Below are 21914 nucleotides of genomic sequence, written 5' to 3' on the forward strand. Positions count from 1 at the left end.
CTCGCGCACGCTGGTGCCGACGATGGCGGTGTTCATGCTGCGCGGCGTTGCCGAACACCATCAGCAGGAGCTGAAAAGGAAGGAGGAGGGCGGCGAGCACGCGCATGCGCACCCGAAATCGCGCAATCCCTTCGTGCGCTTCCAGCAAGGCTTCGAGCGCGGTTTCACCCGCATGCGCGATGGCTATCATAGCGTGCTCGCGGGCATCCTTGCCATCCGCAGTGTTTTTGTCGGGGTGTTTCTGGCGTTCACGGTTGGCTCGGTGGTGGCGCTCGGCCCCTGGCTTGGGCAGATTTTTTTCCCCGGCGTCGATGCCGGGGTGATGTATCTGCATATCCGTGCCCAGACCGGAACGCGCATCGAGGAAACCGCGCGGCTGGCGCAAGAGGTCGAGGACTATATCCGCACGGTGATCCCGAAAGACCAGCTCAAGACCTTCGTCGACAACATCGATCTCCCGGTGGCCGGTATCCCGCTCGCCTATCTCAGCACCGGCTCGTTCGGCCCCGAGGACGCCGACGTTCTGATCACCCTCGATCGCGACCATCATGGCCCAACCGCCGATTATGTCGCCTATTTGCGGCGCCAATTGCCGCTGCATTTTCCGGGCACGACGTTTTATTTCATGCCCGCTGACATGAACACGCAGATCCTCAATTTCGGCCGCCCATCGCCGATCGATATCCAGGTCACCGGCCCCGATCTCGACGACGATTACCGCTTCGCCTTGCGGCTCTATCGCGACCTGGTGCGGGTGCCTGGCCTGGTCGATACCCATCTCGCGCAGCCCTTCAATTATCCGACGTTTCAGGTCGATGTCGATCGCAGCTACGCGATGATGGTTGGTCTGACCGAGGCCGATGTCACCAATTCGATGCTGACCTCGCTCTATTCCAATTACCAGGTCAGCCCGAATTTTTATCTCGACTACAAAACCGGCATCACCTACTTCCTGGTCGGTCAGACGCCGCAATACCGCATCGATACGATGAACGATCTGATCAACATGCCGATCTCGAATCCAGGAAATTTCAAGACCTCTGGCAGGGACACGCAGATTCTCGGCGCGCTGGCCACGGTCAAGGTGGTCGGCCGGCCGGGCATGGTTTCGCACTACAATGTTCAGCCGATGGAGGAGATCTTCGCCGCCGTGCAAGGGCGCGATCTCGGCGGCGTGTCGGGCGATATCAACCGCGTCATCGCCGCCAACATGAGATACCGCCCGCCGGGTGTCGCGGTTGCGGTGCGCGGGCAGGTGGATACCATGAACACCGCCTATGCCCAGCTCTTTGCCGGCCTGATCGGCTCGGTGGTGCTGATCTATCTCTTGCTCGTCGTCAATTTTCAGTCCTGGCTCGATCCCTTCATCATCATCACCGCGCTGCCGGCGGCGATCGCCGGCATCGTCTGGATGTTGTTTATGACGGGGACCCCGCTTTCGGTGCCAGCGCTGACGGGCGCGATCATGTGCATGGGGGTCGCGACCGCCAACTCGATTCTGGTGGTGGCGTTTGCCCGCGAGCAGTTGGCGGAGGGGATGAACTCCACACAAGCGGCGCTCGAAGCCGGCTTCGTGCGGCTGCGCCCGGTCTTGATGACGGCCTCGGCGATGGTCATCGGCATGATCCCGATGTCGCTCGGGCTTGGCGATGGCGGCGAACAAAACGCCCCGCTCGGCCGCGCTGTTGTCGGCGGCCTGCTGTTTGCCACCGTCTCCACCCTGCTCTTCGTCCCCACCGTCTTTGCAATCCTCCACCGCAAAGACAATGCCAACGCGCCAACCCCGGAAGGGCCGCGCGGGGCAGCGGCTGGACATGGCCAGCATTAACCCTCTCTCCCGATGATCGGGGCCTGGCTGGCAACGGCCGGGCTCGGCATCTTCGCTTGGGGAATTGGCAGGTCGGTGCCAGAGGCGTACTCTTCCCGCTCTGAAGGAGAGAACGCATGCATCGCATTCTGCGCTTGGGCGTGTTCTGTGCCGCCTTCGCCGCCGTCGCCTTCGCCGCGGACGCGCGCGTGCTACGGCTTGAACTGACCGCGGTCGAGTCACCGGCGTTCGGCGGCATGGCGTTTGGCGCAAGCGGCCAATATGAGCGCATCACCGGCATCGCCCATGGTGAACTCGATCCGACCGATCCCGCCAATGCCGGCATCCTGGATCTTGCCCTCGCCCCACGCGGGCCAGATGGCAAGGTCGCCTATGCCACGCCATTCGTGATCCTGATGCCGATCGCCGCCGATCGCGGCAACCACATCTTGCTTTATGACGTGGTCAATCGTGGCCGACCCTTGGCCCCTGGGCTCTATAACCGCGGCGGCAGTGCTTCCGATATCGGCGATGGCTTCCTCGAACGCCAGGGCTTTTCGCTGGTCTGGAGCGGCTGGCAGGGCGATCTCCCGCCCGAGACCCCCTTCGCTTTCCCCGCTCCGATTGCGCATGCCCCCGGCGGCGGTGTCATCACGGGGCCGGTGCGCAAGGATTTCGAACTCTTTGCCCCGCGCTCGACTCTTGATCTCGGCGCGACCGATCTTGGCCAAGGTATCGCCTATCCCGCTGCCGATTTCAGCGCGCCCGGTGCGGTACTGACCGAACGCGTGCATCAAGCCGACCCGCCACATCTTGTTGCGCGCGAGGATTGGGCCCTCGCTGATTGCACGAAAACCCCGTTTCCTGGCACGCCAAGCCCGACCCATCTCTGTCGCCGCGGCGGATTCGACACCAATCATATCTATGACTTCACCTACACCGCGCGCGACCCGCGCGTGCTTGGGCTCGGTTTTGCCGCGACCCGCGATTTGGTCGCCTTTCTCCGCCGCGAGACGGCCGACGAAAACGGCATCGTCAACCCGCTCGCAGGGCGTATCCGTTTCACCATCGCTCATGGCACCTCACAAAGCGGGCGTTTTCTGCGGAGCTTTCTCGATCTCGGCTTCAACGCCGCTCCCGGCGGCGGGCGCGTTTTCGACGGTATGGTGGTGCATATCGCCGCCGTTCGCCTCGCCCTCAATCAGCGCTTCGCGCAGCCGAGCGCCGCCTCAATGCAGCATGAGGAACATCTCGCGCCGACCCAGGATTTTCCCTTCACCTGGCAACAAAGCCGTGATGCACTCTCGGGCAGCCGCGCCGGCATTCTCGACGCCTGCACAAAAACCCGCACGTGTCCCGAGATTTTTCAGGAGCTGAGTTCGCTCGAATATTGGAACAGCCGCGCCGCCCTCGATACCACTGACGGCGCCGGGCATGATCTGCCGCTCCCGGCGCAGGTTCATCTTTATCATTTTGCCGGAACCCAGCACGTACTCGGGCTCAGGGCCGGGCCCTGTGACTATGCGCAAAACCCCAATTCCTATCTTGAGGCGATGCGTGCCCTGCTTTTGCATCTTGCCAGGCTTCTCGAGAAAAACACGCCGCCGCCGGCGAGCCGTTACCCGCGCGTTGCTGACAACACTTTGCTCGAACCGGGCGAAGTGGCACGGATTTTCCCCCATATTCCGGGCGTTGCCGGCAATGCCCTGATCAACGACATGCCGGTCATGCTGCGCGGGCCGGGCTTTGATCCAAGGCACGAATCCGGCATCCTTGCCGAGCCGCCGGTCGCTAAAAGCAACGCCCGCTATGACGTGCGGGTGCCGGCCGTGGATGGTGACGGCAACGAGACCGATGGCGTGCGCTCGGTCGCGCTCCAGGCGCCGCTCGGCACCTACACCGGCTGGAACCTGCGCAAGGCCGGGTTCGCCGAGGGCGATCTCTGCTATCTCGTTGGCAGCTTCTTTCCCTTTGCCCGCACCCGCGCCGAGCGCGAAGCAAACGGCGACCCGCGCCCCTCGCTCGAGGAGCGTTATCGCGACCATGCCGGCTATGTCGCCGCCGTCACTGCGGCGATCGCGCGCCAGAGCGAGGCGGGGTTTCTACTCCCCGAAGACGCCGCCCGCCTGCGCGCCGAAGCGGAAGCGAGCGACGTGCTGCGTTGAGGAGCGGCCACACGCGGCGCTTGACCGCGAGGCGGCGGCGGATGAAACAACCCTAGAGCGAACAGGTCAGCAAGGTACCGGCATGAGCGAAACTTCCGATCGGATGGGTGCTGCGCAGGAGCAGGCGCGCATTCTTGCCCACGCGCTTCCCTTCCTTCGCCGCTACGCCGGGGCAACGATCGTCGTCAAATATGGTGGCCACGCCATGGGCGAGGACGCGCTGGCCAAGCAGTTCGGCCGCGATATCGCCCTTCTCAAGCAGGTCGGGGTCAATCCCGTCGTGGTCCATGGTGGCGGGCCGCAAATCAACGCCATGCTAAAGCGCCTTGCCATCCAATCGACCTTTGTCCATGGCCTTCGGGTCACGGATGCGGCGATGGTGGAGGTGGTGGAGATGGTGCTCGCCGGGACCGTGAATAAGGAGGTCGCGAGCCTGATCAACGCCGCCGGCGCCCTCGCGGTTGGGATTTCGGGCAAGGATGGCGGCCTGATCCGGGCGAAGAAGCTCACCCGCACCGAGCGTGACCCCGAAAGCCATATCGAGCGCGCGCTCGATCTCGGCTTCGTCGGCGAGCCGGAGCGGATCGATGTCCGCGTCATACATGCCCTCACCGGCGCCGGGCTGATCCCGGTGATCGCGCCGGTCGGGATCGGCGGCGATGGCGCGACCTATAACATCAACGCCGATACCGCCGCCGGCGCCATCGCCGCTGCCCTTGGCGCGACCCGCCTTCTGATGCTGACCGACGTCCCCGGCGTGCTCGACGCCGAGCGCCGGACCATCCCGGAATTGACCGTTGCCGAGGTTGCGGTGGCGATCGCCGATGGGCGGATCACCGGCGGCATGATCCCGAAAGTGGAAACCTGTGCCGCGGCCGTTGTCGGCGGCGTTCAGGGTGCCGTCATTCTCGATGGCCGCGTCCCCCACGCCGCCCTCCTCGAACTCTTCACCGAAGGCGGCGTCGGCACCCTGATCAAGCCCTGAGCGCCGCCCGCGGCAGGACGATACCCCCCCGACCCTAGCGGCCGACGAAGCGCGGCTTCTGCTTGGCAAGGAAAGCGCGGGCGGCATTTTGGAAATCCTCGGTCTGCGCGAAATCATTGACCGCGCGATCCTCCTCCGGCGTGATCGGCAGTGGCCCGCGCAGCTTGCGGATCGCCGCCTTATGAAAGCGCGCCGAAAGCGGGCTGCCCTCGCTGATCCGTCGCGCCAGCGCCATCGCTTCCTCCGCCACCTTGGCATCGGCGACGACTCGCGAGAGAAGACCCTTCGCATAGGCCTCATGGCCGTTGAAAATTCGCCCCTCGATCAAGATCTCGGCGACGACGCCGGTGCCGACCATCTGGATGATTGGGTCGATCTCGGCATAGGGATACCAGATGCCGAGATTGCGCGCGGTGATGCCGAAGCGGATAGTTTCGCCGCCGACGCGAAAATCGCACATCGTCGCGATCCCGGCGCCGCCGCCGAGGCAGATGCCCTCTATCTGCGCCACCACCGGATGGCGGCAGAGCCGGATCGACTGCATGCTTTCATGCAGCATGTCGGCGTAGCGATCCTCCGCGGCACGGCTGCCGCGTTCGGTCGCGAAGGCGGAAATGTCGGCGCCGGCCGAAAACGCGCCGCCCGCGCCGCGCAGCACGACGCAGCGCAGGGCATCGTCCGCCGAAAGCGCCTCCATGATCTCCTTCAGCCGCCGCCACATCGCGAGATTGAAGGCGTTGCGGCGCTCCGGGCGGTTGAAGGTCACGATCGCGATCACATCCTCGCGGGTGACGGTGAGGTGGGTGTCTGTCTGATGGGGTTCGGCCATGGCGATCTTGCTCCTTTATCGCGGCAAAATGTCACGCCAGCGGGAGATCGTCCATGCTCGGCCGACCCGTCGCGAAGCGCCAGTGATGCCAGAGGAGACGCGCGGCAAGGCTCCGCCAGGGCCGCCACGCCTCGGCGAGCCGACGCAGTGCCGCTTCACGCGGGCGCGAAGCAAGCCCCCTGAGATCGGCCAGTGCCGCGGCCAGGGCGAGATCGCCGGCGGGAAACACATCCTCGCGCTCCAACGCAAACAGCAGATAGATTTCCCCGCTCCAGCGCCCAAGCCCGCGCACCCCGGCGATCGCCGCGATCGCCGCCTCATCCGCCATCGCGGCAAGACCGGCCTCACTCAGCGTGCCGCTTGCGAATGCCTCGGCAAGCGCCCGGGCGTGGGTGATTTTCGGGCGCGACAATCCCGCCGCGCGCAAATCCTCATCGCCGAGCGCAAGCAGCCCCGCGGGCGTGATCGCGTCGGGAAGTGCGACCAGCCGGCGCCAGATTGCCGCTGCCGCCTGGTTGCTGATCTGCTGGCCGCAAATCGCTTGCAGGAGGCCGGCAAAGCCGCCCGCCCGGCGCCGCCAGGGCAAAGGGCCACAGCGCGGCTCGATCGTGGCAAGCAAGGGGTCGCGCCGGGCGAGTGCCTGGAGCCCGGCGCGGGCAGCGCGGGGCGGTTCGGGATATCGGTTTTCCACCATCTCTTTTCCTTGCCTGTTCTCTCGCCAGCGCCGCCGGCTGCCGCTCGCCCCATGCCCCGCTTTGCGCGGCGGCGCGCGGCCGGCCACTCGGTTGAAAAACCAGCGGACATCGCTATCCTGCCGGCCATCCCGCGACCAGAGAGGACGGCCATGCCCGCCGGCGATACCCAGTCTTCCGACTCCACCACCGCAGCCCCGACCACGATCACCCCCACCGAGATCATCCATGTCGATCAGCGGGTGGTCGCCTGTGACGGCGGCGAGGGTCCGCTTGGGCATCCTCGCGTCTATCTTCGCATTCCTGACCGCGAGGTGATGTGCCCTTATTGCTCGCGGCTTTTCGTCGTCAACGAGGGCGTCGGCCCGGCTGACGGACATTGACCGCCCGGCCGCCCGCGCCATGACCGAGACTGCCGCGGCCGCACCGCCGCGCTTGGTGCTGATCGACGGCTCGGGGTTCATATTTCGTGCTTTTCACGCGCTGCCGCCGATGACGCGGCCGGACGGCACGCCGGTGAACGCCGTGTTCGGCTTCGCCAACATGCTCGCGCGGTTTTTACGTGAGCATACCGGCACCCATCTCGCGGTGATTTTCGATGCCGGGCGACATACGTTTCGCAGCCGCCTCTATCCCGCGTACAAAGCCCAGCGGCCGCCGCCGCCGCCCGAGCTGGTGCCGCAATTCGCGCTGGTGCGCGAGGCGACCGAAGCTTTCGGCGTCCCAGCGATCGACGCGGTTGATTGGGAGGCCGATGATCTGATCGCGGCCTATGCCCGCGCCGCCGAGGCGGAGGGTGGCGAGACGGTGATCGTCTCGTCCGACAAGGATCTGATGCAGCTCATTCGTCCTGGCGTCAGCCTGCTCGATCCGATCAAGCAAAAACCGATCGGCCCGGCCGAAGTCCGCGAAAAATTCGGAGTTCCGCCGGAAAAATTGATCGATCTTCAGGCGCTGATGGGCGACGCGGTTGACAATGTTCCCGGCGTTCCCGGCATCGGGCCGAAAACCTCGGCGCAATTGCTCGGCGAATTCGGCGATCTCGAGGCCGTACTCGCCGCGGCACCGGCGATGAAGCCCTCGAAGCGCCGTGATGCCCTGATCGAGAACGCCGAAATGGCACGCTTGTCGCGGCAATTGGTGACGTTGCGGGAAGACGCGCCGCTTCCCCGGCCGCTCGCCGCCCTCGCTCTCGCCGAGCCGGATCGCGCGCGTCTGTCGGCATGGCTTGCTGCGCAGGATTTCCGCAGTCTCCGCCAGCGCCTCGGCCTCGATGCGCCTAGCCCGGCCGCGCCCGCCGCCAGTGCGCAAAGTCCGGCGGATCCGCCCGGCCAGGCCAGCTTCGGCCCCTACGAGACCGTGACCGATAGCGAAACCTTGGCGCGCTGGATCGCCGAGGCCGCGGCGCGGGGCTATCTCGCCCTCGACACCGAGACTGATGGGTTGGATGCGCTGCGGGCGCGGCTCATCGGCGTCTCGCTCGCGACCGCCCCGGGCCGCGCCTGCTATCTGCCGCTCCGCCACGAGGACGGGGAAACCGCGCTTACCCCGGAGGCGGCTCTGGTCGCGCTGGCGCCGCTTCTGGCCGACGGATCGGTCTTGAAAATCCTGCATAACGCCAAATTCGACCTCGCCGTCCTCGGCCGCGCCGGTATTGCGGAGGACATCACCCCGATCGACGACACCATGCTGATCTCCTACGCCCAGGCCGCCGGCGCGCATGGCCATGGGATGGATGAGCTGGCGCTGCTCCATCTCGGCCATCGCCCGATCTCCTATGACGAGGTCACCGGCACCGGCCGCGCGCGCCTCACCTTCGCCGCCGTGCCGGTCGAGCGCGCGACCGCTTATGCCGCCGAGGACGCCGATGTCACCCTTCGGCTATGGCAAAGGCTCCGCCCCGGCTTGCGCACCAACAAGGCGCTGGCGCTCTATGAGCAGATCGAGCGGCGACTGATCCCTGTGCTACTGGCGATGGAGAAGGCGGGGGTTTTGGTCGACGCTGCTGAACTCTCACGCATTTCCGTCGAATTCGCGGCGCGCATGGCAGAAATGGAGCGCGACATCCATGCCCTCGCCGGCCGCCCCTTCAATCTCGCGAGCCCGAAGCAGCTCGGCGAGGTGTTGTTTGACGAACTCCGGCTTCCCGGCGGCAAGCGCATGAAAACCGGCGCCTGGGGCACCGATGCCCAGGTGTTGCAAAGCCTCGCCGAGGAGGGCCACGAAATCCCCGCCCGCATTCTCGCCTGGCGGCAGTTAGCGAAGCTGAAATCGACCTACGCCGATGCCCTGGTCAACCAGATCAACCCCGAAACCGGGCGCGTCCATACCAGCTTTGCCATGGCGGTAGCCAGCACCGGGCGGCTTTCCTCGACCGATCCCAATCTGCAGAACATCCCGGTGCGCAGCGAAGAGGGCGGGCGCATCCGCCGCGCTTTCATCGCCGCGCCTGGGGATGTTTTCGTCAGTGCCGATTATTCGCAGATCGAACTCCGTCTCCTCGCCCATGTCGCGGACATCCCCTCGCTCAAGGAGAGCTTCGCGCGTGGCGAAGATATCCACGCCCGCACCGCTTCCGAAGTGTTCGGGGTGCCGATGGCGGGGATGGACGCGCAAACGCGGCGGCGCGCCAAGGCGATCAATTTCGGCATCATTTACGGCATCAGCGCCTTCGGGCTCGCCCGTCAGCTCGGCACCACCCCCGGCGAGGCGCGGCTCTATATCGACACCTACTTCGCCCGCTATCCCGGGATTCGCGCTTACATGGAGCGGATGAAGCACCTCGCTCGCGAGCAGGGCTATGTGGAAACGCCGTTCGGCCGGCGCTGCTACATCCTGGGTATTGCCGACCGCAACGCGGCGCGGCGCGCCTATGCCGAGCGCCAGGCGATCAACGCGCCGCTGCAAGGGGGGGCGGCTGACATCATCAAGCGCGCGATGGTGCGGCTTGCGCCCGCTCTCGCTGCGTCAGGCCTCGGCGCGCGGCTTCTCCTCCAAGTGCATGACGAATTGCTACTCGAAGCGCCGGCAGCGCACGCCGAGGCCACCGCCGCCCTCGTTGGTAAAGTGATGCGCGAGGCCGCGCAGCTTAGCGTGCCGCTGGTGGTCGCGACCGGAATCGGTGCGAATTGGGCGGAAGCAGCGCACTGAAAAACCGCTGTCTTGGAGCGGGCAGGGCCGCAGGCCCTGCCCAACGAGGAAACGTTTTTTGGTTCTTTTTTTTCAAAAAAGAACAGTTTTTTTCCCCTTCGCGGCACGAAACGGCTGCAACAGCGTGCGCCAGAGCGCGAGTTCGGCGGGGTCGGCGAATTCATCGAGGCCGATCCGCATCCTCTTTTGCCCGGCTTCGGGCGCGGCGCGATAGGTGCCGAAGAGGCGATCCCACCAGGGCAGATTGAAGCCAAAATTACTGTCGGTCTCGCGCCGGATCACCGAATGATGCACGCGGTGCATGTCGGGCGTGACGAGGATCAGCCGCAGCCAGCGATCAAGCCGCGCCGGCAGGCGGACATTGGCGTGGTTGAACAATGAGGTTGCGTTGAGGATGATCTCGAACGCGAAGACCGCCCCGGCCGGCGCACCAAGCAGGATGATGACGGCGAATTTGATCAGCAGCGACAAGACGATTTCGCCGGGGTGAAATCGCACCCCGGTGGTGACATCGAAATCCGGGTCGGCGTGATGCACCCGATGCAAGCGCCAGAGCGGCGGGACGAGATGAAAAACCACGTGCTGCGCATAGATCGCAAGATCGAGCAGGACCAGGCTCGCGCCGAACACCACCCAGCGTGGCGCCGGCAACACGGCAAAAATCCCCCACCCCCGTGATGCCGCCAGCATGGCGACGCCGACGGACGCGGTCGGAAACACTGCGCGCAAAATCGCGGTATCGAGGACGACGAGGGCGAGATTGCGCGGCCAGCGCCGCGCCCGCCCGATGACCGGGCGTCGCTGCGGCGCCAACACCTCCCATATCGCCATCACCGCGAACATGGTGGCGAACACGCCAAGGCGCAGCATCGGCTCGAGCGCGGCATTCATGGACGAGATGTGGATCGCGCCCACGCCAGGACAAGCGGGGGGTCGTCGTTACTTCGCGAGCGGCACCTTGGTCCGCGAACTCAGCGTCAGGCGATCGAGACAAGCCGCCCGTTCCTGATCGGCGTTGCCACCCGGCTTGTCCCCGGCATGGCAGGCGAGAACGTCGTTGATCAGCACCCGCCCGATCGAATCACAGGCGAGCCCCTGCAAATCGAACAGCCGCACCCCGGTTTTCTTCGCCGCCAGCGGGCCGAGATCGAGCGCGATCCGGCGCAGGATCACGCCATCGGTGCCGAATAGGATGAGATCGAGGCGCAATTGCCCGACGGTTTCGGCATCGGGGTTGGTGACCACGAAATAGACCCGGCAGCCGGCTTCCCCCTGGGTGAGGGGTTCAAGCTTGTTGAGTTCGAGCGGCAGCGGCGCGTCCGCGCGCGCGGCGGCGGCACCGCCCAGCACTATCAGGCCGAACAGGGCGACCCCGTATAGGAAAATCGGATTAAAAAAACGCCGCAGCACCTTCCCCTCCCTTGCTCGTCAGCCGTGGCCGCCCTTGCGGCTGGCGCGAACATAACGAAAGCGGCTGACAACGCCTAGAGGGCAGCCGGCCTCGCGCCGCGCCGGAACCCCCGGAAGGCGGCGCAGCACCATGACAAATTGATGAAATTTTTAGGATTTACCCGGTCCGAAGGTGAAGTCCGGCTCTTGCGTCGGCGGCCGAAAGCCATCACCTTCGAACGCGGCACACGATCCGTGCCATCCCCGGAGAGTCGAAGAGAACGCGATAGACCGCAAGAGGAGGGATCAAGCGTGACTGATCGGCACAATTGGCGTGATTGGCGCTTCGGCTTTGCGGTGTGTGGGATGCTGTGTCTCGCGACGAGTGTTGCGCGTGCCGATGGGAACAGCCCTTTCGTCGGCCATTGGCGCTGGGATCCGGCGCTCTCGAAACTCCCGCCGGGTGAGCCGGCGCCGACCGACATGGCGCTCGATTTCGAGCGTGTCGATGCCGTTCATGTGCGCTGGACGGTGACGGTGAAGGACGCGCAAGGGCGGCCCTCGCTCGAATCCCATGACACGCCCGGCAATGGCGAATTCTATCCGATCAGCGAAGACACAACGGCATCCTTTCGGATGCTTGGGCCGGACCGCCTGCAAGCCACCTTCAAGGGGCCGCAGGGAGAGACCGACAGCATGACCTGCACGGTCGCGCCGGACCGGCGGAAGATGACCTGCGAAGGCGCAAAAAGCGTGGCGGGAGGCAAGCCGGTAAGCTACGTCGATGTCTACGACCGCGAGTAGCTCCGGGCTCGCGGCCCCAACGCCACCCCCAAGACGCCGTAGTACGATCAGAACCACCACGTTGGTCATCGCGGCGCTTTGCTGTCTCACGCTTGCGGCGTGTGACGGCGGCTACGGCTATGGCGTGCCGGTCGTCGGCGGTTGGGGTGACGGCTGGGGTGGTTGGGGTGGTGGTTGGGGTGGCTGGGGCGGTGGTTGGGGTGGCTGGGGTGGTTGGGGCGGTTGGGATCGCGGCGGCTGGGATCGCGGCGGCTGGGGCCATGGTTTCGCCGGCCACGGCTTCGCCGGCGATGGTCATTGGGCGCACAGTTTTGGCCACGGCTTCGGCGGTCATGGCGGCTTCCACGGCGGCTTCGCCGGGCATCACTGACTAAGAGTCGCTTAAAACCGCTCTACCCAGGGGCGGAGTTCGACCTCGAAGCTCCAGGCGCTTCGCGGCTGCTGCAAGGCGGCGAGATAGGTCGCCGCGATGGCATCGGGATCGAGCAGCGAGTCGGGCGCCTCCGCCGGGGTTGGTCGGTGCTCACTTCTGATCCCGCCATCGATGACGAGATGGACGACGTGGACGCCTCGCGGGTGGAGTTCGCGCGCCATGCTTTGCGCCAAGCCACGCAAAGCGAATTTGCCCATTGCGAACGGGGCCGAGAGCGCATAGCCTTTGACGCTGGCAGAGGCGCCGGTGAACCCGATCGCGCCGCCCCCGCGCGTCAGCATCCGGCGCGCTGCCTGCTGGCCGACGAGAAACCCGCCATAAGCGGAAATCGCCAGCACCTCGGCAACTGCGGCGGGGTCGAGGTCAGCGATGGCGCCGCGCAGGCGCCGGCTAGGATTGTAGATCACGCAATCGGGGGCGAAGCCCAGCCGGTCGGTCTCGGCGAACAGCGCCGCAACCGCGTCCGGCCGGGCCGCATCGCACGCGAGCGCCGTGCCGCCGATCTCGGCCGCCAGCGGCGCGAGCTTTTCCGCATTGCGCGCCGCCAGCGCCACCCGCGTCCCCTGTGCCGCGAGTTGGCGGGCGAGCGAAGCGCTCAGCCCGGCGCCGGCCCCGACGATCAGCGCGGACTGAAACCGCATGCCCGCCCCGCTCACAGGATCTCGCAGGCTTCGTCGAACTCAAAACGCGGGCTGCGCGGAAAGAGCACGCTTGGGTCGCCGTGGCCGAGATTGACCAGAAAATTGCTCCGCCAGCCGCGCCCGGCGAGGAACGCCTGATCGACCTTTTCGCGGTCAAACCCCGACATCGGCCCGCAATCGAGCCCCAGCGCCCGCGCCGCCATGATCAAATAGGCTCCTTGCAGCGTGCCGTTGCGAAAAGCCGTTTCCTCAGCGAGCGCCGGGTTGTTGGCAAACCACGCGCGGGCATCGGCATGCGGAAACAGCCGCGGCAGATGGTCGTAAAATTGCGGATCGTAGGCGACGATCACGGTCACCGGCGCGCTCATCGTTTTTTCGACATTGCCCGGCGATAGCGTCGGCTTGAGGCGCTCTTTGGCGGCCGCGCCGCGCAGAAAAATAAACCGCGCCGGCGAGCAATTGGCCGAGGTCGGACCCATACGCAAAAGGCCGTGAAGCTCGCGCAGCGTGTCATCGGAAACCGGCTGATCGGTCCATTTGAAATGGGTGCGCGCTTCGGTGAACAACGCCGCCAGCGCGGCCGGATCAAGACTCATACGTTAGACTCCCCCAAGAGAGCTTCTTTTTCTGGAAGAAAAGAAGCAAAAAGACGTCTGTCCCGGTTTCTCGGAGCAGCCAATGCCCCGGCACGGGCAGTGCCTGTGGCACTGCCCAACAGATAAAAGTTTTTTGGTTCTTTTTTCAAAAAAGAACCACTTCCTTTGATCTAAACTTCGACCTGCTCGACCGCGACGACTTCGGGAATATAGTGGCGGAGCATGTTTTCGACGCCGTGCTTGAGGGTCGCGCGTGAGGAGGGGCAGCCGCTGCAAGCGCCCTGCATGTGAAGGCGCACGATCCCGTCACGATAGCCACGAAAGACGATATCGCCGCCGTCGCCGGCGACCGCCGGACGCACGCGGGTGTCGAGCAATTCCTTGATCTGGGAGACGATTTCGGCGTCCTCGGGGGCGACGTCCTCAGCCGAGACATCCCCCTCCTCGCCGGCCACCACCGGCCGCCCGGAGGCGAAATGCTCGACGATGACGCCGAGAATCTGCGGCTTGAGCGCCTGCCAGTCCAGCGCCTCGCTCTTGGTCACGGTAATGAAATCATGGCCGAGAAAGACCCGGGCGACGCCGGGGAGATCGAACAACGCCGCCGCCAACGGGCTGCGTTGCGCGGCTTCGGCGGCAGCGAAATCCGCGGTGCCCTGGGCCATCACCACCCGGCCGGGAAGAAATTTCAAGGTCGCCGGATTCGGCGTGCTTTCGGTTTCGATGAACATTTGCTGACCGCCTACATGCTATCTGCTGATACGTCCGCCAGACAAACCGGACCGAGCGGGTCCAGTTGGCTAGGCAGTAGATCGGTCAGCGTCGCGCAAAAGGCAAGACCCCATACGCGAAAGCAGGGGAACAAGAAAGCAGGGGGACGAGAAAGCGGGCGGGATCAGTCGGGCAGCTCGGCCTCATCCTCGCCGGCGGTCGCGAGCATGGCGTTGGCGACCACGCCCGATTGCTCGCGCACCTTTTGCTCGATCGCGGTCGCGAGGTTCGGATGGTCGCGCAGAAACTGCTTGGCGTTCTCGCGCCCCTGGCCGATGCGCTGGCTGTCATAGCTGAACCAGGCGCCGGATTTCTCGACGACATTGGCCTTGACGCCGAGATCAATGAGTTCGCCGACCTTGCTGATGCCTTCGCCATACATGATATCGAACTCGACTTGGCGGAACGGCGGCGCGAGCTTGTTCTTGACCACCTTCACCCGCGTCTGGTTGCCAACCACCGTCTCGCGGTCCTTGATCTGGCCGATGCGGCGGATTTCCATGCGGATCGAGGCGTAGAATTTCAGCGCGTTGCCGCCGGTGGTGGTCTCCGGATTGCCGAACATGACGCCGATCTTGAGGCGGATCTGATTGAGGAAGATCAGCATCGTCTTGCCGCGCGAGACGCTGCCGGTGAGCTTGCGTAGCGCCTGGCTCATCAGGCGGGCATGCAGGCCGACATGCGAATCGCCCATCTCGCCCTCGAGTTCGGCGCGCGGCACCAAAGCGGCGACGCTGTCGATGGCGATGATATCGACGACGCCCGAACGCACCAGGGTATCGGCGATCTCGAGCGCCTGTTCGCCGCTATCGGGCTGGCTGATCAGGAGATTATCGACATCGACGCCGAGCTTGCGGGCATAGGTCGGGTCGAGCGCGTGCTCGGCGTCGATGAAGGCGCAGGTGCCGCCACGCTTCTGCGCCTCGGCGATGACATGGAGCGCGAGCGTGGTCTTGCCGGAGCTTTCTGGGCCGTAAATCTCGACGATACGCCCGCGCGGCAAGCCGCCGATGCCGAGCGCGAGATCGAGCCCGAGCGAGCCGGAGGGAATGACCTCGATCTGCTCGTCACCCCCTTTTGACCCGAGACGCATCACCGCGCCCTTGCCAAACGCCCGCTCGATCTGTGTCAGCGCTGCATCCAGCGCCTTGGTTTTATCCATGTGTGCCGCCGCTCCGCGTTGAGAAATATCACTTAAATCCTTCATCAGGCGCGATTTTTAACCAGATCCGCGCCCATCCGCAAGAGCGCGACGCGGCCCGCGCCTCAGCCCGGCACGGCGGGCAGGGCGAGCGGCGCGAAGGCGGCGGGGGTCATCAATTTGGTCTCCTGCTTGATGAGATAGCCCATCTCCGTCGATTTCGCGAGGAATGTGATCCACTCCGGATCGGCCTGCATCGCCGCGCGCTTCTTCGCGCGATCGGCGGCATCGGCGTAGACCCAGATATGGACATAGGTGTTCAACTCACCGCTCTCAGTCACCAGCCAGGCGAGCGGCTTGCCGAGATGGCGCTGCTGGGCCGCGCGGCCGAATTGTTCATAGAGCGCGATCTGCTTGGCGAGCGTGCCGGGGCGCACGGTGTAGGTGCGGTGATCGACGAGCATGGCGAATTCCTCCGTAAATGGTATACCCGCCTCGAGCGCGGGATGCCGATGATAGCGCAGCGCCGCCGCAGAGGGCAGGGGCCCGCCGCCGGCGATCCGCGCGGGGAACAGGAGCGTAACGTGATGCCGCCACGACCGGTGATGCTGGTCATTCTCGATGGGTGGGGCTGGCGCGAAGAAAGCGCCGACAATGCCGTCCGTCTCGCACAGACGCCGCATTTCGATCGCTTGTGGGCAAATTTTCCGCACGCCCTGCTCAGCGCCTCGGGCGAGGATGTCGGGCTTCCCGCCGGACAGATGGGCAATTCCGAGGTCGGTCATCTCAATATCGGCGCGGGGCGCATCGTGATGCAGGAATTGCCGCGCATCGACGCGGCGATCCGCGAGGGGGCGCTCGCCGCCAACCCGGCGCTCGGCGATTTCATCGCCAGGCTTCGCCGCTCGGGCGGCGCCTGCCATCTGCTCGGCCTGGTCTCGCCCGGCGGGGTCCATGCGCATGACCGCCATGCCCTCGCCCTCGCCCGCCTGCTCGCCGGCGCCGATATTCCGGTCATGGTCCACGCGATCACCGATGGCCGCGACATGCCGCCGCAATCCGCCGCCGCCATCCTCGCCGAATTTCGGGCAAACCTGCCGGCGAGCGCGAAAATCGCCACCGTCTCCGGCCGCTATTACGCCATGGACCGCGATCAGCGCTGGGAGCGGGTACGCAAAGCCTATCTCGCCATCGCCGAAGCCGAAGGGCCGGCTTTCGCCGATGCCGCCTCGGTGGTCGATGCCGCTTACGCCGAGCAAATCACTGACGAATTCATCGTCCCGGCGGTGATCGGCGGCTATCGCGGCATGAAGGATGGCGACGGGCTGCTGTGCTTCAATTTCCGCGCCGACCGCGTGCGCGAGATCCTCAGTGCCTTGGCGGAAGACGATTTTTCCGGCTTTTCCCGCCCGCGCCGGATCGCCTTCGCCGCCCGCGCCGGCATGACGCAATATAGCACCAGCCTCGCCGCCGATTTCGCGGCACTGTTTCCACCGCTTTCGATGGACAATCTCCTCGGCGGCGTGGTCGCCGAGGCCGGGCGCCGGCAATTGCGCATCGCCGAGACCGAGAAATACGCCCACGTCACCTATTTCTTCAATGGTGGCGAGGAAACCCCGTTCCCCGGTGAGGATCGCATTCTGGTGCCCTCGCCGAAGGTCGCGACCTACGATCTCCAGCCGGCAATGTCGGCCCCGGAAGTGACCGAAAAAGCCGTCGCTGCCATCGCCTCAGGACAATACGATCTGATCGTGCTCAATTTCGCCAATCCCGACATGGTCGGCCATACCGGCTCTCTCGAGGCGGCGATCAGCGCCGTCGAGGCCGTCGATCGCGGCCTCGGCGCGATCATGGCGGCGATCGAGCAGGCCGGCGGGGCGATGATCGTCACCGCCGATCACGGCAATTGCGAGGTGATGCGCGATCCCGAAACCGGCGCGCCCTATACCGCACACACCACCAACCCGGTGCCGGTGATCCTGTTCGGTGCGCATCCCGAAGCCCTTCCTCGCGCGCTGCACGATGGCCGTCTCGCCGACCTTGCGCCGAGCCTCCTCGTTCTGCTCGGCCTCGCTCAGCCGTGCGAGATGACCGGAAAGCCGCTTTTCGGCTGACTTCGATGCCGCCATGGCGGGGTGCCGCGGTTCTGCTGACGTGCCTGTGGCCGTTCGCACTTGCGGCGCAAGAGGCGGGGGCGCCGGAAAGTGGCGCCGCCGCCGATCTCCGCGACACCCAGCGCAACGAGAGCGAACATCGCGCGGCAGCAGCAGCAGCGGCGGCCCGCGCCGCGGCGGCGGCGGCGCAAGCGGCACGGCTCGAAGACGCGCGCACGGCTGCGCTGGCTCGCGAGCGCCAGGCCGAGGAAGAGAGCGCTGAAGCGATGCAGCGCCTCGCCGCCCTTAAGGCCCGTGCCGCCGCAGCGGAAGCCGCGCGGCAGGCGACGGCGGCGGCATTGCAGCGCCTGCTGCCGCTCGCGGTTCGGCTCTCGCTTTATCCCAGCGAAACCCTGCTCGCGGCACCGGCGCCGCCCGAGACCGCCATCAGCGGCGTTCTGGTGGCGCAGGGGCTTGCCCGCGAGATCGCCGCCGAGACCGCGTCTCTCCAGCGCGAAACCGCGACCATCGCCGCCCTCAGCGCCGAGATCGCGGCGGCACGGGACAAGCTGCAAGCCGATATCGCGACGCAGACGGCGCTGGCCGCGTCGCTTGACCAGCAGATCAGCGCAGCCGCGGCGACCGCGCGCGCCCAAACCGATGCTGCCAGCACCGCCGCCCGCGAAGCCGCCGCCGATGCCGCCCACGCCGCCGATCTCCGCGCCGCTCTCGCCCGCCTCGCCGCCGACCGTGACGCCGCCCGCAAACATGCCCGCGACGCCGCCGAGGCGCTCGCCCGCCGCCATGCCGATGCCGCAGCCACGCGCGCCGCGCACGAGCGGGCGGCCCTGCTCGCCGCGCCAAGCGGCCCAGGCCTCGGGGCGCCGCGCCGCGCCCTCATCGCGCCGGTCGCCGGCGCCCTCATTGGCCATTTCGGCGCGCCGGGCGAAGCGGGCCCCGCGCAAGGCATCTCCTTTCAGCCGCCGCCCGCCGCGCGCGTCGTCTCACCCTGCAGCGGGCGGGCGGTGTTCGCGGGGCCGTTTCGCAGTTATGGCGTGATCGTGATCGTCGATTGCGGCGAGGGGTATGATTTCGTCCTCGCCGGGATGCAGCGCCCGACCCTGGATGTGGGACAGGCTCTGCGCGCGGGCGATCCGGTCGGAGAAATGGCGCAGGATGACGGATCGCCGCATTTGCTGTATGTCGAGCTGCGCCATCACGGCGCAGCGATCGATCCCGTGCCCTGGCTTCGCGTCGATCACGGCTCACGCGGAGGGTAGTTGCAGGGGGCGGAATTATTGGGCAGGGTGTTGGCCTGCCTCGCCGGGGTCATACCTCGCCGGGGCCATTCGCGACAAGCGCATAGGCGCAAGAGGATCATGAGGATGAAGCTACGCAACGGTTTGTTGCTCGGCGCCGCGTTTCTGGCCGGCATCACGGTTTCGCCGGAATTGGCGCGGCTTTCGCACCAACTCGGCATCGCCACCGCTTTTGCCGACAATACCGCCGACAGCGCCGATACCTACCGCCTGCTCAGCCTGTTCGGCGACGTTTTTGAGCGCGTTCGCGCCGATTACGTCGAGCCGGTGGGCGATCGCGAACTGATCGAGAATTCGATCAACGGCATGCTCACCGGGCTTGATCCGCATAGCAGCTACATGAACGCCAAGGCGTTCCAGGACATGCAGGTGCAGACCCGTGGCGAGTTCGGCGGTCTCGGCCTCGAGGTGACGCAGGATAATGGCTTCATCAAAGTGATCAGCCCGATCGACGATACGCCCGCGGCGCGCGCCGGCATCAAGGCCGGCGATCTCATCCTCGCGCTCGACGGCAAAAGCGTCCAGGGTCTCAGCTTGAACGACGCCGTCGACAAGATGCGCGGCACGCCGAACAGCAAGATCACGCTGACGATCAAGCGCGAGGGCGTCGAGAAGCCGATCGAGGTCTCGATGAAGCGCGAAATCATCCATATCCAGGTGGTGCGTTCGTCGCTCGAAGGCGATATCGGCTATATCCGCCTCTCGCAATTCACCGAGCAGAGCGACAGCGGCATCCGCCAAGCGGTGCAGAAATTGCAGGCGCAGGCGAACGGCCATATCAAGGGCTATATCCTCGATCTCCGCAACAATCCCGGCGGGCTGCTCGATCAGGCGGTCGCGGTGTCGAATGATTTTCTCAATCATGGCGAGATCGTCTCCACCCGCGCCCGCCACCCCGATGACAGCCAGCGCTGGGATGCCAAATCCGGCGGCGATCTCACCGGCGGCTTGCCGCTGGTCGTGCTGATCAATAACGGTTCGGCCTCGGCGAGCGAAATCGTCTCCGGCGCTTTGCAGGACGATCGCCGCGCGGTGCTGCTCGGCACCCGCAGCTTCGGCAAGGGCTCGGTGCAGACGGTCATCCCGCTGCCCGGCAATAACGGCGCCATCCGCCTCACCACGGCGCGCTATTACACCCCCTCCGGCCGCTCGATCCAGGGGCTCGGGATCACCCCCGATGTCGAGGTGCATGAAAGCCGCGAGACCAATACAGCGCTGCTGCCCGAACGCGAGGCCGATCTCAACCACACCATCACCAATAGCGGCGGGACAGAGCAGCCGCCGCCGGCGCGCAATGATTTGCCGGCGATCGCGAAGGAGATCCCGTCCCGCCCGCCGGCGAACTGGCCCGCCTTCGATCCCACCAAGACGAGCACCGACTTTCAGCTCCAGCAGGCGTTGAAACTGGTCAACGCCATGGCGGCGAGCAACCGCGCTTCCGCTAACTGACGAGACGCCGGCTGGCGGGGATGGCGGCGAGCGAGCGAATGCCGGCGCGGCTATCCTGGCCGGCTTTGGCCCTCGTCGTTTTCTGGGCGGTGGTGCTCGGCGCGGTGAGCGTTGCGGTCATCGTCCTCGCCCTTCTCGGCGCGCCGTCCGCGCCCGCGCCCGTCGCCGGTGGTGCCGCAGTGCCCGCCAGCGCGGGCGCGGCGCCGGCGGGCGACAACCCGGCTGGCGCGACGCGTGCGCGCGAAAACGGGCCTGGCGTTGCGATCGCCCCCCCCGATGCCGCCCTCACTGAACCCGCGCCGGATTATCCCGGCGCCGTTCTTCCCCGCATCGGGCCGGGCGGTGTCGCGCCGCGCACGCTTTACGCCGGCGGCAGCGATCCCAAGGATCGCCGCCCGCGCCTTGGTCTCGTGCTTGGCGGTATCGGCCTCTCGCTGGCGGAAAGCCGTGCCGCGATCGACGATCTACCGGCTGCGGTGACGCTGGCATTCTCGCCCTATGCCGCCGATCCCGCGCCGCTGCTCGCGGCTGCGCGGGCGCGAGGGCATGAGATTCTGCTCTCGCTGCCGCTCGAGCCGCAGAATTATCCCCTCAATGATGCTGGCCCCGAAACCCTGCTCACCGGCGCGCCGGCAGCGGAGAATGCGCGGCGGCTGGAATGGGTGCTCTCGCGCATCACCGGCTATGCGGGGACGATCGGGGCGTTGGACGGGTTGCACGGCGAACGCTTCGCCGCCCAGACCGTCAATTTCACCCTGTTGCAACGCGATCTCGCGCAGCGTGGCTTGTTTTATATCGATCCGCGCCCGGGCGCGCCGCCACCGAGCGAGATTCCTGGCCGCGCGATCGATCTCGTCGTCGATGCGCCGCCGAGCGAAGCGGCGATCAGCGCCGCCCTCGACCAGCTCGCCGAGCGGGCGCTCGCCCATGGCAGCGCGCTCGGTCTCGCCGATCTGCCGCGCCCGGTGACGGTCGCCCGCATCGCCGCCTGGGCTGGCACCCTCGCCAGCCACGGTCTTGCCCTGGTGCCGGCAAGTGCGCTGATTGTCATGCCGCCCGCGACGACCGGAAAATCGGAGATGGTGACCCATGGCGAGTGACTCTGGGCAGATGCCCTATCGGCCGAATGTCGGCGCGATGCTGTTCAACCAGGTCGGGCAGGTGCTGGTCGCGCGCCGCGCCGATGCCCGCCAGCCGCTCCATCTCGCGCAGGCCTGGCAAATGCCGCAAGGCGGGATCGATGCCGAGGAATCGCCGCGCGATGCCGTGCTGCGCGAACTTGCGGAGGAAATCGGCACCGCCCATGCCGAAATCATCGATGAATACCCGGAATGGCTAACCTATGATCTGCCGCCCGAGCTGATCGGCCGGGCGCTCGGCGGGCGTTATCGCGGGCAGAGACAGCGCTGGTTCGCGCTTCGTTTCCTCGGCGCGGATGAGGAGATCCGCCTCGATGCCCATCTCCCGGCGGAATTCGACGCTTGGCGCTGGGCCTCGCTTGCCGAACTGCCCGCTCTCGCGGTGCCGTTCAAGCGAGAGATTTACACGACATTGAGCCAAGCCTTCGCGCGCCACGCCACCCGGCGGGATGGCCACTAGTACAGCGTTTCCATGAAACGACTTCTATCACGCGGCCTCACCGATCATGTA

Annotated in this window: 21 protein-coding genes; 12 read left to right on the forward strand and 9 right to left on the reverse strand. The window is 66.1% G+C overall.

From position 1 onward, the window contains the following. The 3 genes from ACP5M5_RS12085 to argB form a co-directional block, all read left to right on the forward strand. A partial coding sequence (locus tag ACP5M5_RS12085; RefSeq protein ID WP_427937711.1) for an efflux RND transporter permease subunit occupies positions 1-1828 on the forward strand: 1828 nt, incomplete at its 5' end. Between the two features lie 116 nt (positions 1829-1944). Then, on the forward strand, positions 1945-3972 hold the full coding sequence (locus ACP5M5_RS12090) for an alpha/beta hydrolase domain-containing protein (RefSeq protein WP_427937713.1): 2028 nt from the start codon (positions 1945-1947) through the stop codon (positions 3970-3972). Positions 3973-4054: 82 nt separating this feature from the next. Continuing rightward, on the forward strand, positions 4055-4957 hold the full coding sequence (gene argB / locus ACP5M5_RS12095; RefSeq protein WP_427937716.1) for an acetylglutamate kinase: 903 nt from the start codon (positions 4055-4057) through the stop codon (positions 4955-4957). Positions 4958-4991: 34 nt separating this feature from the next. Here the strand turns inward: argB and ACP5M5_RS12100 are convergent, their stop codons facing one another. Both ACP5M5_RS12100 and ACP5M5_RS12105 read right to left on the reverse strand, forming a co-directional pair. Then, positions 4992-5786: an enoyl-CoA hydratase/isomerase family protein gene (locus ACP5M5_RS12100; protein ID WP_427937718.1), complete on the reverse strand. Its 795-nt coding sequence runs from the start codon at positions 5784-5786 to the stop codon at positions 4992-4994. A gap of 31 nt (positions 5787-5817) precedes the next feature. Further along, a complete protein-coding gene (locus ACP5M5_RS12105; protein WP_427937719.1) occupies positions 5818-6480 on the reverse strand; it encodes a DNA-3-methyladenine glycosylase family protein in 663 nt (220 codons plus the stop codon). Positions 6481-6630: 150 nt separating this feature from the next. Between ACP5M5_RS12105 and ACP5M5_RS12110 the strand changes: the two genes are divergently transcribed. Then, entirely contained in the window at positions 6631-6861 is a 231-nt protein-coding gene (locus ACP5M5_RS12110) for a zinc-finger domain-containing protein (protein ID WP_427937721.1), read from the forward strand. A gap of 19 nt (positions 6862-6880) precedes the next feature. After that, positions 6881-9628, forward strand: coding sequence for a DNA polymerase I (gene polA / locus ACP5M5_RS12115; protein WP_427937724.1), 2748 nt, complete (start codon positions 6881-6883; stop codon positions 9626-9628). A gap of 72 nt (positions 9629-9700) precedes the next feature. Here the strand turns inward: polA and ACP5M5_RS12120 are convergent, their stop codons facing one another. After that, positions 9701-10519, reverse strand: coding sequence for a sterol desaturase family protein (locus tag ACP5M5_RS12120; protein WP_427937727.1), 819 nt, complete (start codon positions 10517-10519; stop codon positions 9701-9703). 48 nt (positions 10520-10567) lie between these two features. Next, the gene (locus tag ACP5M5_RS12125; RefSeq protein WP_427937729.1) at positions 10568-11038 is read right to left on the reverse strand and encodes a Tat pathway signal protein; all 471 of its coding nucleotides are present in this window, start codon (positions 11036-11038) and stop codon (positions 10568-10570) included. Positions 11039-11329: 291 nt separating this feature from the next. Here ACP5M5_RS12125 and ACP5M5_RS12130 point away from each other — a divergent pair, with 291 nt between their 5' ends. Together ACP5M5_RS12130 and ACP5M5_RS12135 are read left to right on the forward strand one after the other, a co-directional pair. Continuing rightward, positions 11330-11821 (forward strand): hypothetical protein, encoded by a 492-nt coding sequence (locus ACP5M5_RS12130; protein ID WP_427937731.1) that lies wholly within the window; start codon positions 11330-11332, stop codon positions 11819-11821. A gap of 61 nt (positions 11822-11882) precedes the next feature. After that, complete coding sequence (locus ACP5M5_RS12135) at positions 11883-12191, forward strand: hypothetical protein (RefSeq protein ID WP_427937733.1); 309 nt, start codon at positions 11883-11885, stop codon at positions 12189-12191. Positions 12192-12202: 11 nt separating this feature from the next. On the opposite strand, the gene ACP5M5_RS12140 is transcribed toward ACP5M5_RS12135, so the two are convergent. From ACP5M5_RS12140 to ACP5M5_RS12160, 5 genes are all read right to left on the reverse strand, one after another. Continuing rightward, positions 12203-12895 (reverse strand): SDR family NAD(P)-dependent oxidoreductase, encoded by a 693-nt coding sequence (locus ACP5M5_RS12140; RefSeq protein WP_427937734.1) that lies wholly within the window; start codon positions 12893-12895, stop codon positions 12203-12205. Between the two features lie 11 nt (positions 12896-12906). Then, a complete protein-coding gene (locus ACP5M5_RS12145; RefSeq protein ID WP_427937736.1) occupies positions 12907-13491 on the reverse strand; it encodes a malonic semialdehyde reductase in 585 nt (194 codons plus the stop codon). Positions 13492-13661: 170 nt separating this feature from the next. Next, entirely contained in the window at positions 13662-14222 is a 561-nt protein-coding gene (locus ACP5M5_RS12150) for a NifU family protein (protein ID WP_427937739.1), read from the reverse strand. Positions 14223-14386: 164 nt separating this feature from the next. Beyond that, positions 14387-15424, reverse strand: coding sequence for a recombinase RecA (recA, locus tag ACP5M5_RS12155; protein ID WP_427937742.1), 1038 nt, complete (start codon positions 15422-15424; stop codon positions 14387-14389). Positions 15425-15528: 104 nt separating this feature from the next. Continuing rightward, positions 15529-15867: an NIPSNAP family protein gene (locus ACP5M5_RS12160; RefSeq protein ID WP_427937744.1), complete on the reverse strand. Its 339-nt coding sequence runs from the start codon at positions 15865-15867 to the stop codon at positions 15529-15531. Positions 15868-15990: 123 nt separating this feature from the next. On the opposite strand from ACP5M5_RS12160, the gene gpmI reads away from it, so the two are divergent. The 5 genes from gpmI (at position 15991) to ACP5M5_RS12185 (ending at position 21863) form a co-directional block, all read left to right on the forward strand. Continuing rightward, positions 15991-17517 carry a 2,3-bisphosphoglycerate-independent phosphoglycerate mutase gene (gene gpmI, locus ACP5M5_RS12165; protein WP_427937746.1) on the forward strand — a complete coding sequence of 509 codons (1527 nt, stop codon included), beginning with the start codon at positions 15991-15993 and terminating at the stop codon, positions 17515-17517. A 5-nt stretch (positions 17518-17522) separates the two neighbouring features. After that, the gene (locus ACP5M5_RS12170; protein WP_427937748.1) at positions 17523-18776 is read left to right on the forward strand and encodes a murein hydrolase activator EnvC family protein; all 1254 of its coding nucleotides are present in this window, start codon (positions 17523-17525) and stop codon (positions 18774-18776) included. Positions 18777-18881: 105 nt separating this feature from the next. Beyond that, positions 18882-20264, forward strand: coding sequence for a S41 family peptidase (locus ACP5M5_RS12175; RefSeq protein ID WP_427937749.1), 1383 nt, complete (start codon positions 18882-18884; stop codon positions 20262-20264). A 20-nt stretch (positions 20265-20284) separates the two neighbouring features. Next, the gene (locus ACP5M5_RS12180; RefSeq protein WP_427937750.1) at positions 20285-21364 is read left to right on the forward strand and encodes a divergent polysaccharide deacetylase family protein; all 1080 of its coding nucleotides are present in this window, start codon (positions 20285-20287) and stop codon (positions 21362-21364) included. Further along, positions 21354-21863: an RNA pyrophosphohydrolase gene (locus tag ACP5M5_RS12185; RefSeq protein ID WP_427937752.1), complete on the forward strand. Its 510-nt coding sequence runs from the start codon at positions 21354-21356 to the stop codon at positions 21861-21863. The genes ACP5M5_RS12180 and ACP5M5_RS12185 overlap by 11 nt, the downstream gene beginning before the upstream one ends. The last annotated feature ends 51 nt before the right edge of the window (positions 21864-21914 follow it).

Source organism: Acidibrevibacterium sp., assembly GCF_049965395.1.
GTDB lineage: Bacteria > Pseudomonadota > Alphaproteobacteria > Acetobacterales > Acetobacteraceae > Acidibrevibacterium > Acidibrevibacterium fodinaquatile.